Origin of the sequence: Psychrobacter sp. Ps3, from assembly GCF_022129275.1 — a bacterium.
In the GTDB taxonomy this organism is placed as follows: domain Bacteria; phylum Pseudomonadota; class Gammaproteobacteria; order Pseudomonadales; family Moraxellaceae; genus Psychrobacter; species Psychrobacter submarinus.
In genome coordinates this window covers 1-13,714 of sequence record NZ_JADQAL010000025.1, presented here as the reverse complement: position 1 = coordinate 13,714, position 13,714 = coordinate 1, and the positions used below count along the sequence as shown (strand labels likewise).

13 protein-coding genes are annotated in these 13,714 nt (G+C 44.9%); 8 read left to right on the top strand and 5 right to left on the bottom strand.

The window, feature by feature from the left end; all coding sequences use genetic code 11:
* Positions 1 to 122: 122 nt before the first annotated feature.
* From I3248_RS08675 to I3248_RS08650, 6 genes are all read left to right on the top strand, one after another.
* Positions 123 to 842 carry a response regulator transcription factor gene (locus I3248_RS08675; protein ID WP_025644780.1) on the top strand — a complete coding sequence of 240 codons (720 nt, stop codon included), beginning with the start codon at positions 123 to 125 and terminating at the stop codon, positions 840 to 842.
* Between the two features lie 80 nt (positions 843 to 922).
* On the top strand, positions 923 to 3,052 hold the full coding sequence (locus I3248_RS08670; protein WP_238063336.1) for an ATP-binding protein: 2,130 nt from the start codon (positions 923 to 925) through the stop codon (positions 3,050 to 3,052).
* 192 nt (positions 3,053 to 3,244) lie between these two features.
* Positions 3,245 to 4,015 (top strand): methionine ABC transporter ATP-binding protein, encoded by a 771-nt coding sequence (locus tag I3248_RS08665; protein ID WP_201558317.1) that lies wholly within the window; start codon positions 3,245 to 3,247, stop codon positions 4,013 to 4,015.
* A 30-nt stretch (positions 4,016 to 4,045) separates the two neighbouring features.
* The gene (locus tag I3248_RS08660) at positions 4,046 to 4,732 is read left to right on the top strand and encodes a methionine ABC transporter permease (protein WP_201601760.1); all 687 of its coding nucleotides are present in this window, start codon (positions 4,046 to 4,048) and stop codon (positions 4,730 to 4,732) included.
* A 332-nt stretch (positions 4,733 to 5,064) separates the two neighbouring features.
* On the top strand, positions 5,065 to 6,018 hold the full coding sequence (locus I3248_RS08655) for a MetQ/NlpA family ABC transporter substrate-binding protein (protein ID WP_238063322.1): 954 nt from the start codon (positions 5,065 to 5,067) through the stop codon (positions 6,016 to 6,018).
* Between the two features lie 464 nt (positions 6,019 to 6,482).
* Entirely contained in the window at positions 6,483 to 7,331 is an 849-nt protein-coding gene (locus I3248_RS08650) for an aldo/keto reductase (protein WP_025644789.1), read from the top strand.
* Positions 7,332 to 7,469: 138 nt separating this feature from the next.
* Here I3248_RS08650 and ccmE read toward each other — a convergent pair whose 3' ends face one another.
* The 5 genes from ccmE to ccmA form a co-directional block, all read right to left on the bottom strand.
* A complete protein-coding gene (ccmE, locus tag I3248_RS08645) occupies positions 7,470 to 7,970 on the bottom strand; it encodes a cytochrome c maturation protein CcmE (protein WP_025644791.1) in 501 nt (166 codons plus the stop codon).
* A gap of 370 nt (positions 7,971 to 8,340) precedes the next feature.
* Positions 8,341 to 8,556 carry a heme exporter protein CcmD gene (gene ccmD / locus I3248_RS08640; RefSeq protein WP_025644793.1) on the bottom strand — a complete coding sequence of 72 codons (216 nt, stop codon included), beginning with the start codon at positions 8,554 to 8,556 and terminating at the stop codon, positions 8,341 to 8,343.
* 127 nt (positions 8,557 to 8,683) lie between these two features.
* Complete coding sequence (gene ccmC, locus I3248_RS08635; protein WP_238063321.1) at positions 8,684 to 9,472, bottom strand: heme ABC transporter permease CcmC; 789 nt, start codon at positions 9,470 to 9,472, stop codon at positions 8,684 to 8,686.
* A gap of 263 nt (positions 9,473 to 9,735) precedes the next feature.
* Positions 9,736 to 10,392, bottom strand: coding sequence for a heme exporter protein CcmB (locus I3248_RS08630; RefSeq protein ID WP_238063335.1), 657 nt, complete (start codon positions 10,390 to 10,392; stop codon positions 9,736 to 9,738).
* 243 nt (positions 10,393 to 10,635) lie between these two features.
* Entirely contained in the window at positions 10,636 to 11,343 is a 708-nt protein-coding gene (gene ccmA, locus I3248_RS08625) for a heme ABC exporter ATP-binding protein CcmA (RefSeq protein WP_238063320.1), read from the bottom strand.
* A 257-nt stretch (positions 11,344 to 11,600) separates the two neighbouring features.
* Here ccmA and I3248_RS08620 point away from each other — a divergent pair, with 257 nt between their 5' ends.
* Complete coding sequence (locus tag I3248_RS08620; protein WP_238063319.1) at positions 11,601 to 12,710, top strand: hypothetical protein; 1,110 nt, start codon at positions 11,601 to 11,603, stop codon at positions 12,708 to 12,710.
* Between the two features lie 81 nt (positions 12,711 to 12,791).
* Positions 12,792 to 13,646, top strand: coding sequence for a YbjN domain-containing protein (locus I3248_RS08615; RefSeq protein WP_238063318.1), 855 nt, complete (start codon positions 12,792 to 12,794; stop codon positions 13,644 to 13,646).
* Positions 13,647 to 13,714: the final 68 nt, after the last annotated feature.

The window sequence follows — 13,714 nt, the reverse complement described above, 5'->3', positions numbered from 1 at the left end:
AAAGGTACGAAAGAGCTGACTATAAATAATAATGACGTAGCCCTTATAAAAGAGTACTTATTAAAATGATGGCAATATCTATTTAAGCATCTATCACTGAGAGTATTTTTAGGAGATGAACCATGAGTAAGCAAATTTTATTGATTGAAGATGATCCAGATTTGGCTGAGCTTATTAGCGACTATCTAACAATGAACTATTACGATGTCCATCATGCCGGTCTTGGTCAAGAAGGGTTAGATATTTTAGACACCAAAGAGCGCGATATCGATTTGGTTGTGCTCGATCTTATGCTGCCGGACATGGATGGTATGCAAGTCTGTCAAAGAATCCGCAGTAATAGTAATATCACCAATAAGGTGCCTATTATCATGCTTACCGCCAAAGGAGATACGACTGACCGCGTCTTAGGACTTGAGATGGGTGCTGATGATTATATCGCTAAGCCATTTGAGCCACGTGAGCTGTTGGCTCGTATTCGTGCAGTGATTCGTCGCCATGAGCAACCAAACCAAGCAGATAGTCAATCAGACAGCTTAACCTTTGGCCGTTTGAGCGTCTTTCCTGATAGCCACGAAGTCACTATCGACGATCAGCCGGTACGCTTGACGACGCATCAGTTTCAACTATTGCATTATTTTGCCACTCATTCAGGCAAAGTATTGAACCGCGAGCAGCTCTGGCAAGCGATGCCTAACGATGATAGCTCAGACAATATTGACCGCGCCATTGATGTACATATCTCGCGTCTGCGAGCGTTAATCGAAGACAACCCACGTCAGCCAAAACGCATCATTACGGTACGCGGCGTTGGTTATCAATTTGCCACTGATCAGGTATGATATGCTTAGTATACGTATGTCTAGTATGCCAATAGCTATACACTTAGGATACATACTTGCCTGATAGTAGAGACTCTTTAATGCAGCAGCTCGGTTTTCGTTCTGTTTTTGCCAAGTTATTTGCCAGTGTCATGCTGGCACTTACCTTATTTGCAGTCGCTATGGTGCTGTTGACGCAGCTGGTGCACGATAAAGATGCAGGCATCCGCTCAGAAGTCTTAGCGACACAAATTCTTGGGCAGATAGATCCTTTTTTGAACGATTTGAATGTCGCTGTCAGCAAAGATAATCGCCTGCAAGCTCGCTTCATGCTAGCGGTGGTCAAAAAAAGCTTCGATATCTTTGATGAGTCCCTGCAAGCGAAGATGGGCTTATATGACAACGACGGTCATCTACTGATGCAGACGGACAATAGTGATCTGCCCTTGCTGCTACCTGAAGAACCCTCTTTGATGACTCGTGTTTTTCCCTCCTTTGCCGATACTCCGCCCAACCAGCAAGCGCAAGTCTACAGTAGCACAGGCTATACCTTATTATATGAGTCGCGCTTACCACCCAAAAAACCCGTACTTTCTGCCGTCCTTAACCTCTTTACTGGTACACTGCTGCTGCTAATGATTATGGCGGGCGTTCTTTGGTGGATTGCCCGGACCATGACTTGGCGAATCAATCAGTTAAGCCAGCAAATGATTCAATTGGGTGACGGCGACTTTAGCGTTCGGGTCAATGCTCGCGGCAATGATGAGATTGCTTCACTCGCGCATGGCTTCAATCAGGCGGCGCAAAAGATTGAGCATCTTATCAATGCTAATAACTTACTCTTAGCCCACGCTTCACATGAGCTACGCACCCCTATTACCCGTATCCGTTTGCAGATCGAGATGATGGATATGCTAGCAAGCGCGATGCCAAATGACATCAAAACCAAATTTGATAAACGCGCGCAAGCTATCAATCGCGACCTATCAGGTCTTAATGATTTGGTGGAGAGTATCTTATTAGTCAGCCGCTTGGACGCCGGTCATGTGCTGCAGCAAGTTGAGCGTCTAGATCTGTATGATTTAATCAATCAGGAGCGCCAGCACTATTCTGAAGCTACGCTAATTGGTGAACACTTAATTATCGATGGTCAATCGGCGATGCTGACTCACCTGATCCGTAACTTACTTAATAATGCGATGCTCCACGGCGTGCCTCCTGTTACCGTGTTTTTATATGGCGTGCAGCAGATCGAAGAGGCAGGCAACGTACCTGACTATCTGCTGCAATCGGTACTCAATAGTAGCTTTGCTGATTATGATAGCTTGGACGACAAGGATTATGAGACGTTAGATAACTCCAATCAGCCCCTAGGTAATGAGCTTGATCGTTTTATGAGCTCGCCTGTTGACGACCATACTTTTAGTAACTCGGCAGAGAAAGATACGCCAGCACCTCTGCCACCTATTTATCGTAATGGTGAGAGTATCGGCATTAATCCTATCAATGATGAGCTGTCTATAGACCATAACGGCGGCGCTGACATAGCCACTAACGAGGCAACAGACGCTTTGACACAAAGTCTCAAACGAACATCAGTATCAGCGCACTCGTCTATTATCGATAGCGTTTATCTCTCTTGCTCCGCGCAGATCACAGCTGAGCAGATAGATCATATGCAAAATGCAACTTGGCAAGCCGCCTCCAAGACACTTTTAGCTAATGGTGAGACCAGTGTCAAGAAAGGTGTCAGTCAACCTATGCCGCTTAGCCATGATTCTACTGAATTAGTTGCTAACGATAGCGCACTAAGAAAAGCGGATGATAACGATAAGACAGACGTAAAAGTAGATACTGATGAGCGTAAGAGCGAGACAACGACCACTCCAAAAAAAGAAGGCTTATTCAAAAAACACCTCAAAAAAGCCAAAGCAGAGCCTGTGCGCCCTGCACCTAAATATGCCGTTCTCGCGGTGATTGATGAGGGCTCGGGTATCCCTGAAGATAAGCGCGAAGAGATTTTCAGCCCTTTTGTACGTTTGCAGCAAAAGAAGAAAGGCTCAGGCTTAGGGCTATCGCTAGTCTCACAAATCGTTAACGCGCATCAAGGCCGTATTTTGACAGATACTATCAACGGGCACACTCGTTTTTTGGTGGTGATACCGGTCAAGCATGATCCGCATTATAGCTATAAAGACAGTCAAAGCGTGCAGCCTAACATCAAGCGCTGATGATAAGAGGTTATGAGCCTGGCAGCACTTGCCGCGGCTTGTCGTCCCCTTGCATGATTCCTCGTATTTGTACTACACGATTGACAATTGCCTGTGCCATATCACTCAATATTATGCTATATTACCGCCCCTTATTCTATCGTTAACGCTAGTCCTTATTTACTTTATTCTCTATCAAATTTTGAGCATTCCATGAGTGACATGATCGTCCTAAATGATGTGACCAAAAGCTTTATGAGCGACCGCTCCATAAAAGGGGCCGATGGTAAGGCACATTGGTTTACTGCTGTTGAGCCGACCTCTTTGACGGTCAAACAAGGTGAGATCTTCGGTCTCATGGGCTATTCTGGCGCGGGCAAATCAACCCTACTACGCCTAATCAATATGCTAGAGCGTCCCGATAATGGACAGGTCATCATTGATGGTACGGATTTGACCACTTTAACGGCGAGCGATTTACGTATCGCTCGTCATAACATTGGGATGATCTTTCAGCAGTTTAATCTAATGTCGAATCGTACGGTCTTTGACAATGTGGCATTTAATCTAACAGTATCAGGGTATCCTAGTCGTGATATTCACAAACGCGTCATGGAATGTTTAGACATTGTCGATCTCACCGACCGCGCCAGTCATTACCCTGCGCAGCTCTCAGGCGGTCAGAAGCAGCGTGTCGGTATCGCCCGCGCGATTGCTCCGAGCCCTAAAGTATTGCTTGCTGATGAGCCTACCAGTGCACTCGACCCTGCTACTACCCGCAGCTTACTTACCTGCCTGCGTGATATTAATCAGCAGCTTGGGGTGACTATTGTCATTGTCACTCACGAGATGAGCGTCATTCGTAGATTGTGCGATCGGGCCGCTCTCCTGCACGAAGGACAGCTACTTGAAGTTGCTCAAGTCCGAGACGGTCTGATTCAAGCCACCACTCCGATAGGCCAAGGCTTAGTCCACGAAGATTAGCGATAACCTAATAAAGCAAGAGAAATAGATATGTTGACTGGTGCTGAATTATCCGCCTCGATTGATAAGTTACTGGCTCTAAAAAAAGAGATCTGGCAGGCTACCCTCGATACTTTTATTATGCTTGGTATCTCTACCACCGCGGCGGTGACTATCGGCGGACTCTTCGGCGTATTCTTGTTTTTATCGAGTGACCGGCAGTTTTTACAAAACAAAGCATTATACGGGGTGCTCGGCGGCGTCACGAACTTTATGCGCGCTTTTCCGTTCGTGATTTTGATGATTGCGATGAGCCCTTTAACCAAAGCTATTGTCGGTACCGGTATCGGTCCGATTGCCGCTTCCTTGGTACTGGCTATCGCTGGCTCCTTTTACTTTGCGCGCTTGGTAGAACAAAACCTGCGCGAAGTCCCGCGCGGAATCATTGAAGCCACCGAATCTATGGGCGCTCGGCCCTTTACCATCATCAAAGTGCTCCTTAATGAGGCACGCTCAGGTATCGTATTATCAGTGACTATTTTGTGTATCAGTCTCCTCTCCTTTTCTGCAGCGGCTGGTATGATTGGCGGCGGCGGCTTGGGCGACTTAGCCATTCGTTACGGTTACTATCGCTATCAGACCGAAGTCATGGTGTTTATCGTCATCATGCTCTCTGTCATGGTCATCTCGATTCAAGCCTTTGGTAATTGGCTCGCGACGCGTTTAGATAAGCGCTAGTCTTAGCCTTTTTTGTCAAAGCACTATGATCAATGCTTATGGTCAACGCTTATGGTCAACGCTAGTGCTAATAAGACGTTGATAAAAAGGAGTTATCGACTCTCACTGCTGAGCACAAGCTTATGAATAATACGCCACCTTTGATGCAGATTACTCATAAGCAAAACGCTTGACTTTATAAGGTACTAAAGTTACTTTTGTGCTCTTTTTACGCACAGGTTATTTAGCAGCATTGCTTGATTGTGAATACCCAACAGACTCTACTCTAATCATTGTTTTAATGACTGATTGACAAGCCGTGACCCCTAATGCATTTTTATTAAGGATAATTTATGAAATTAACAGATATCAGCCGCCAATTAGCGCTTGGACTTGCCACTGTCGGCGTCTCAGGCCTCGTATTAGTCGGCTGTAATAACTCCTCAGCGCCAGAAGCGACCAAAGAAGCGCCAACTAACGAGACTACAACGGCGACCGATATCGATCCTGAGCACAGCAAAATCACCATTGGTACCACCGAAGGCGACTTCGCTGACATGGTACGTAACCAAGTTAAAGGCTCACTTGAGGCGCAAGGCTATGAGGTTGAGCTCATTACCTTTACAGATTATGTCCGTCCGAACTTAGCCTTGGCTGATGGCGACTTAGATATCAATATCTTTCAGCATAAGCCTTATCTCGATACCTTTAAGACTGAAAACGACCTAGATTTGATCGAAGTCTTTCAGGTGCCAACCGCGCCGCTAGGAATTTATTCGGGTAAAAAGAGTGACCTGCAAGACGCTTATAAGGGTATGAGCGTCTCAGCGCCAAACGATCCAAGTAACTTCGCTCGTGCGCTAGTGATGATGGATGATCTGGGCTGGATTACCCTAAAAGACAATATCGATCCGCTAACCGCAGCCAAAACAGATATCGCTGATAATAGCAAATACGATATCAATATCGTTGAATTAGAAGCGGCGCAGCTGCCACGCGCGCGCGATGAAGTGGACTTTGCCGTTATCAATGGCAACTATGCAACCGATGCTGGTATTGAGCTAACTGAAGCGTTATTCCAAGAGCCAAGCTTTAACTATGTCAACTGGTCAGCGATTAAGTCAGCCGACGCTGATAAAAAGTGGGTGAAAGACGTCACGAATGCTTATAACTCTGAAGCTTTCAAAGCGTACGCGCATGACTCTTTCCCAGGCTATAAATATCCAAAGATTTGGAATGCTAATGGCAACGAAGTGACCGCGACTGCTGGTACGGCGTCTGCTACTGGTGAAGTTGCTGCTGAGTAAGTTAAGCATTTTATTTTGAAATGACTATCGTTCAATTGCTTTAAGAGTATCGTAGCGCTACTTGAATGAATTTGACGCAGCATCAAAAAATAGCAGCACGCAGGTAAAATTTGCATCGATAGCACATTCATATGTAAACAATTTTGTTTCAAGCAGATAACATGAGCAGCGCTCACTACTCTAGTAGTGGGCGTTTTTTTGATGCCTAGCTCTTGATTCATTTTCCGGTAAATCGCGGTTTATATGATCTCAAAATTTATATGTACAAATATAAAACCCTTTTACGAGTAAGGATTTATAAATACAAAGACTCATTATTATCTATGTCGCTATGCCAATTCGGTTCTAGACTTTAAGAGACGTTACAAGCTGTTCGTACTTTGTAAAAAAGCGTCAGCTGCCCTTTCGCTTAGAGTCGCTTTTTTTTATAGTGGATAAACATTTTTGGCAACAAGGATAATAATATGAGCACAAAAAACTATACTATTCGCACGGCAGGGCAAGCTAACATTCCAGTATTAGGACTAGGGACTTGGCAATCTACAGGTAACGACTGTGTTGAAGTCGTCAGCAAAGCGCTGCAGATGGGCTATGAGCACATAGACACGGCGCAAGCTTACGGTAATGAAAAGCAGGTCGGTGAAGGTATCAAGCAATCAGGCGTGGCTCGTGATAAGTTCTTTTTGACCACTAAGATCTTCCCAGATGATATGAAGTTTGAACCTGAGAAGCTAAAAGCCGCCGCCGAGCAATCGCTAAAAGATTTAGATACGGATTATGTAGATTTGCTGCTATTGCACTGGCCAGATGACCGTGTGCCTTTATCTGAGACCATTCCTGCACTGTGCGAGCTACAAAAACAAGGTCTGACTCGTCATATTGGCGTCTCTAACTTTAATATTGCCAACATAGTAGAGGCAAAAAAACACGCTGATGTGCCAATCGTCGTCAACCAAGTTGAGTTTCATCCGTTTATTAAGCAAGACAGCTTACAGACCTTTTTGAATAATCATCATATTTTGTTAGAAGCTTACTCGCCCCTAGCGCGCGGTGATGTGTTCGATAATGAAGTGATTCAAAAAATCGCTGATAACCATAATGCCACGCCAGCGCAAGTCTCATTGGCTTGGATACTCTCAGATAAAGATCGCGTCGCTATTCCTAAGACCTCTAACCCTGAGCATCTGCAAGGTAACTTAGACGCCACTAAGATCGAGCTCAGTGCTGATGAGTTAGAGCAGATCGGCAAGTTGGCCCGTAGCGATGGCCGTAAAATCGAGCATCCTGACTATTCACCACAATGGGACGACTGATTTTAAAGGTTTGTTTTAATAGGCCAACTACTCTTGAAAATAAAACCCTTGAACGCAAAAAAGCCACCGATATAAGTATCGGTGGCTCTTTTATTGCAGCGAACTGAGCTTTTAGTATCTAAGTTTTTAATAGCCGTTTTACTGCTGTAACGTTTCCGTTTTATGGATAGGCTCAGCAGGATTGTACTGCTCAGAGGCAGGAGCCAGACCCTTACGATTATTTTCTTTTAAAGACTCCGCCACCTCAACAGGCATATAATTTTCATCGTGCTTAGCCAAGACCTCACCGGCGACAAAGGTTTCGCCTTGCATTTTGCCCGTAGCGACAACGCCTGAATTTTCAGCGAATAAGTCTGGTAAGATACCTTGATAAGTGACCGGAACCGTCTCTGCAAAATCTGTGATAGCGAACTGCACACTTAAAGGGTCATCAGGAGCACGTTGTACGCTACCGGCGACGACCATACCACCTGCGCGAATACGCTTATTTTGCGGCGCTTCACCTTGAGCAATCGCAGTCGGATCAAAATAATAATCTGTTTGCTGTCCGATAGCATAGATGACAAGCACCACAGCGATAGCCGCACCTGCTAGCGTAAACATAACCCACATAAGCTTTTTACGTCGAACGGCGTTCATATCTTACCTCTTTTATAAAATAGCTATTTTGCGCAGTAAATCTTACTGTAGTCTATTCACTATAAAATGTCATAGCGCTGCTGGGATGAATTTTAAGCAGCATCGAAAGATAACAGCACGCAAGTAAAATTTATACCAATAGTAGCGCGTTCAAATTTATAACAACTTTATTTTGAGCTAACTATATTTGAGCTAACTATAGTAGCTTTATAACGTTTATATGGTAGCGTAGCTGGTACAAATCAATAAAACCGATAAAACCTGAGTAAACTGCTGCGGTCAAACCTAATCATTGGGAAACTACTGTCACTAAAGGGACTATACAGTCCTAAGGAATTCTAAGAAGTATTAAGAAGCGCTGGCAGACATTTTATTTGGTCGCAGCGCTAGGCGGCTTACTAGAATGGCGCTGCGCCTGACGCGCTTGTTGAATAGTTAACTGTTTTAGTAGCGTCTTTCTTTGCGCGCGGCTATAGAAAATAAAAGCCAAAACTAGGCCAACAGTAATCGCCCAGCAAGACCAAACAAAAACGCCATGCTCACCCATAGCAAAAAACTCCGAGAGGCTATAAAAGTAAGGCTGCATTTGTTCTCCTAATGTACTTTCAAGGTACTTTAAAACGTAAACTACAATAGCGCGATGCTAAAACACTCAGAACATTTTGATATTATTAACGTTGTTACTATTTAAGTTGTTACTATTTAAGTTGTTACTATTTACGTTGATTGCGGATGTATTCTTTGACCCAAGCTTTGCTTTGATCGCGGTTTAAGATTAGGGTATTGGTCCGATAGATCGCAAGCGCTGCTACTAATAAATAGCTACCTATCACCATGAGCAGCAATGGCAGCCACATGTCTGCTGACATTTTTGGCGCTTCGGTCAGCGTAAAGGTTGCGCCTTGATGTAGCGTATTCCACCACTCCACTGAGTACTTGATTATCGGCAGATTCACCGCGCCGACGATGGATAAAATGGCGGCGGCTTTACCGCGATTAGAGGTATGCTCAAACGCAGCAAATAACGCCATTACCCCTGCGTACAAAAATGCCAAAATCAGCATCGAGGTCAGACGCGCGTCCCACACCCAGTAAGTGCCCCAAGTGGGCTTGGCCCAAATTGAGCCAGTAAGTAAACTAATCACGCACAACAAAAACCCAAAAGGCGCGAGTGCTTGCGCCACTAAGCTTGCCGTCTTTATCTTCCACACCATAAAGATCACCCCTAATACCGCAAGGGCAAAATAGATGGAGATCGCAAGGCTGGCAGCAGGAACATGAATAAAAATAATTCGGTAGCTATTGCCTTGCAGATAATCAGGCGGCGCAAAGACCAAACCCCAAATGCTGCCTATAGCCAGACAAATAGCCGCCAAAATACTAAGCCACTTCACCCAAGGCGAAAAGATACGAAAGAACTGCTTAGTCCCTACAGTAATCAAAAAACCTTGCCAAAGGCGCTGCCACACATTTGGCGATGAGACATTGTTGAGGTTGGGCATGGATTAGACCTATTACACAGCAAGTAAATGAAGCAGGCTTATGAGAGAGTAATCATTAACAAAGCTAGTAAGATAAACTAGCAACGATAAGCTAGTCATTATCACTAACGCCTTGTTTATAGTCGTTTTTTGCTCACCTTATCGTTGCTAGGTCACCAGCAAAAACGAGTATCCTCTATTATAGCAAAGTTGGCGCTTTTAACCACGCTGTAAACTCAAAGCCTAAACTTTCGCACAGCTCATCGCTAAAGCGCTTGATTAATTTAATTCAGCCAAGACATTTTCAGCGTCATCGCAATCACCCAAGGCATTACCAGTACGGAGATTATGCTACCCGCTAAGAGTAACGCCAAAATAGGCAAACCATTGAGGCCCGTCGCAAATAAGTCCACTGCACCCGTCGCAAAAATCAATACCGGTAGCTGCATCGGTAGCGCAATCAGAGGTACAAGCACCGCGCCGTTTTTTAGGGATAACGTTAAGCTACTCGCAATCGCCGAGAGCATCAGCAGCATCGGACTACCAACAGCAATCGATGCCATCAAAATACCTGCCTCAAACCAACTCAGGCCAAATAAAGGCACCGCTAATAAGCTCAGTAACGCCACAATGCCACTACTAAACAGCCAATGAATGGTGAGGCGCATCAGCACCCATAACGGTAGTGAGGCTTTGGCGACGACCAATTGCGCAAGCGTGCCGTTATCGAGTGCAGGCTTGAACAGTCCATCAACGCCCATAACTAAGGAGAGTAAAGCGGCAATCCACACCGCTGGCACCCCTAAGCGCTGCAATAGCTGCGGCTCGCTACCGACGGCAAGCGGAAATAAGGTCACAATCACCAAAAACAGTACTAATGGATATAACCACTGTACCGCGCCTTGCTGCTTGACTTGCCATTCACGACGCCACAATTGCATGAAGCCAATAGTGCGAGCAGCATTATTTATATCGCCAATATTAGCATCGCCATCATTATTGATATGGCCACTATTTATATTTTGTATGCGGCTCTCCGTCATTCGTTACCCTTTCTAGCCCTTTATCCTATACACCTAGCATCATATATTGAACATAGCCCGTGCTTAATATAAGCATTGGTTGGCATCACTTAGCATTGTTTAGCATTGTCATTACTGCAAAACAGTCGTTACCTAAAACCATTACGGTATATCTAAATCTTCGTCATCTGATAAATCAGGCTCTAGTGACTCATGTTCTGACAAGTCAAGATACGCTGACAAGTCCAGCACTTGATTGGCCACACCGACCGCCTGATGACTGGTCATTATTATCGCTCCTCCTGCCGCGGCAAACGCTTGTAAGCGCTCTTGCATTCGCGCCACCATATCGACATCGAGTGCCGTAAACGGCTCATCGAGTAGCCACAAAGGGGTGACATCAGGGCTCAATAGGTAAAGGCGGGCTAAAGTAATACGCCGCGTCTGCCCAGCGGATAAGTGGCTTGAGCTGATGGTCTCAAAACCCTGCATACCCACCCAAGCTAAAGCTTCATCAATATCATAGACGCTTGGCGTTATACCATATAGATTAAGCAAAAAAGTTAGGTTTTGGGCCACAGTGAGATTGGGATGAATACCGAGCTGATGCGAGACGTATAATGGTTGCACTGGCAAACCTTGCTGACCTAGATAGTCTATGTGCCCTGTTAATACTGGCAATAGACCTGCTAGCTGCATCAGCAAGGTGGTTTTACCCGTACCATTAGCACCAATAAGATGACAAATATCGCCAGCTGCTAACTGCAGATCAACGCCCGCGCACAAAGGCGTCTCACCGCGTTGTACGGTCACATTGTTAAGCGCTAACACCGGCATTGTTTGAGTAGCACAAAAAGATGACTCGTCCATCGAAACCTCTTATCTATTATTGCCTGAGTATTGCCTTCACAGTTCAATACTCAGGCTCGTAGCGATTTTAGCATTCGCTTGAGAAACGGTCTGTAATCTACAAACTGATTATAAACAATCCTCACAAGCATCTCGCACAAACATTCATTAAAAACATCCGTTACCTTCATGTCATAATACGCTATGCTAATACCACCACTGCAAACCTATAGTATAGCAAATAGTCGAATCTCATAATTTTAAATATGGCTGTAAATATGACCGCAAATACAACAATAGATACAACATCATCAAAGCCTACAAACAACTCTACGCTTGATACTTTACAGGGCAACTCACCCAGTCATAATGCCAATAAAGAGCAGCTGGCGGACTCCTCAATTCATAAGCTAATCGAGGCCCAGATTGAGTTTACGCAGCAGTGGCTCTGTCAGCAAGCTAAGCCGCTGGTCGATGACGCTTGGCAATGGCTTGGTACCCAGCCAATGCGTCAATACCTAAGCTGTGAGGACTTGCAGCATCTCATTAATGACTGGCTCCTCACTCAGCCGATGACTGAAGTCATGCGCACCGATATTAGAGCTATCCTGCAGACTGTGATTTATCATCCTGTCAATGACAACGTGCCGTTATCTGAGCTTGTCGATGAGACGCAAGTACAGACGCTAGCGAATTATATCGGCAGTCATCAGCAGCAGCGTAACGGACTGATACACGCGCTCATCGGTAATGACACCTTCGCCGATCTGCTGACTCAAACCTTGTATCACGCCATCAACGACTTTATGGAAAGCACGTTAGATAAAGCGGGCGGCGTCGGTAAGCTGATGAAAATGGGTCGCAGCTCTTTTGAAAAAGCCACTAATCGTAACTTAGACGAAAAACTGCAAACTTATTTACACCGTAATATCAAGGATTTAACCAATAAAGCAGAAGCGAACGCCCAAGCGCACTTATCTAACGAGGAAGTCTCAAGGCTACTCGTAATGGGCTGGGCTCGTATCAAAGATCAGCCCGTGAGCCAACTACAAACCTACTTAGACAACGATCCTGATAATGGGAGTATTCAGCACATCGAAGCCAGCGTGCAGCAAAGCTATAATCGTCTGCGCCTCTCGCCTTATCTGCGCAGTTTAGTCGCGGCGAGTGTCGAGACTTGGTACGACAATCATCAAGGCGACACTATCGCAGCCTTAGCCGCTAGCGTCAATATTGATGAGCTCGCCGTATCTAAACTCACTCCTACGCTATTGCCTATCATCGAGGATGCTATCAATAGCGAATGGCTGAGCGCGCATCTACGCGATATGTTGCAGGCCTTTTATGAGCAGCCTAATATTCAACAAATATTTGCGACAAAAGACTAATAGCTGCTTATTTGCTATTATTTTACAGACTAGAAGATAATGGATTATTTCTGAATCAGCTCAAACTTATAAGACAAAACTATGGATAGTAAGTCTAAACTCAGCTTATGGCAAAAACTCAAGCGGCTACTCACCAGTAGCGCGCCGCAAGACAGCAGTCCTGCTGACAATATTGACCATAAAGACAATATTGACAATATTGACAATATTGACAATGATAGCATTGCTATTGGCGCGGACAGAAAACAACCTGAAAGCTTGCGCGCTGAGAGTGCAAAGGATGACAATAAAAATAATCGCGCAGCCGATAATATTAATACCAGCAAAACGACTAAGGCCTCGTCAAGACAGGACTTCTCAAAGCGAGCATCTTTAAGCAAAGATTCTATTAATAGTAATAGCCCAAATCAGACGCCGATTATCGATTATTTAAAGCTCTATTTTCGTAGTAAACACTGGCATTATACGCACTACAAACCTAGGATCTCGGACGCTCAGCAGTCGCACTATCTATCACTGCGGATGAGAAACCGAAAAATAGACTGCGGCTACTTATTTCGAGTCCAAGAAAAAGAGCGTTTACTCGCGGTTTATGGGATTTTACCGTTTTTGATACCAGAGAGTCATCAAAGTGCGGCGATGTTACTGATGACCCAAATCAACTACGATATGGTCGTGGGTAATCTAGAGATGGATGTCAGCGATGGTGAGATACGCTACAAAAACGCGCTTGATGTCGAAGTGTTAGGACTCGATGACGATATCATTGAGCATTTACTACAAAGCGTAGTCGCTATGACCACTGTTGCTTACGAGGTATTTAGTGACTTACTAAATACGCAAGAGCCTAGCGAGGATATGCCCACTTTATTAGGCGAATTACGCGCGCAAGCGGATGCGCGTACTTATTTTTTAGCCAGCAAAAAAATGCAATAACCGCTTTTTTAAAACTTAGATTAACACATGAAGTGCAATACCAAATGCAAGGTGAAAAAAAGACCTAG

What these genes read in the sequence shown, in the direction of transcription:
- ccmA (WP_238063320.1), bottom strand. Translation starts at nt 11,343, where the DNA reads ATGGACGAGTCATCTTTTTGTGCTACTCAAACAATGCCGGTGTTAGCG.
- I3248_RS08675 (WP_025644780.1), top strand. Translation starts at nt 123, where the DNA reads ATGAGTAAGCAAATTTTATTGATTGAAGATGATCCAGATTTGGCTGAG.
- I3248_RS08655 (WP_238063322.1), top strand. Translation starts at nt 5,065, where the DNA reads ATGAAATTAACAGATATCAGCCGCCAATTAGCGCTTGGACTTGCCACT.
- I3248_RS08630 (WP_238063335.1), bottom strand. Translation starts at nt 10,392, where the DNA reads ATGCAATTGTGGCGTCGTGAATGGCAAGTCAAGCAGCAAGGCGCGGTA.
- I3248_RS08665 (WP_201558317.1), top strand. Translation starts at nt 3,245, where the DNA reads ATGAGTGACATGATCGTCCTAAATGATGTGACCAAAAGCTTTATGAGC.
- ccmE (WP_025644791.1), bottom strand. Translation starts at nt 7,970, where the DNA reads ATGAACGCCGTTCGACGTAAAAAGCTTATGTGGGTTATGTTTACGCTA.
- I3248_RS08615 (WP_238063318.1), top strand. Translation starts at nt 12,792, where the DNA reads ATGGATAGTAAGTCTAAACTCAGCTTATGGCAAAAACTCAAGCGGCTA.
- I3248_RS08620 (WP_238063319.1), top strand. Translation starts at nt 11,601, where the DNA reads ATGACCGCAAATACAACAATAGATACAACATCATCAAAGCCTACAAAC.
- I3248_RS08650 (WP_025644789.1), top strand. Translation starts at nt 6,483, where the DNA reads ATGAGCACAAAAAACTATACTATTCGCACGGCAGGGCAAGCTAACATT.
- I3248_RS08670 (WP_238063336.1), top strand. Translation starts at nt 923, where the DNA reads ATGCAGCAGCTCGGTTTTCGTTCTGTTTTTGCCAAGTTATTTGCCAGT.
- I3248_RS08660 (WP_201601760.1), top strand. Translation starts at nt 4,046, where the DNA reads ATGTTGACTGGTGCTGAATTATCCGCCTCGATTGATAAGTTACTGGCT.
- ccmD (WP_025644793.1), bottom strand. Translation starts at nt 8,556, where the DNA reads ATGCAGCCTTACTTTTATAGCCTCTCGGAGTTTTTTGCTATGGGTGAG.
- ccmC (WP_238063321.1), bottom strand. Translation starts at nt 9,472, where the DNA reads ATGCCCAACCTCAACAATGTCTCATCGCCAAATGTGTGGCAGCGCCTT.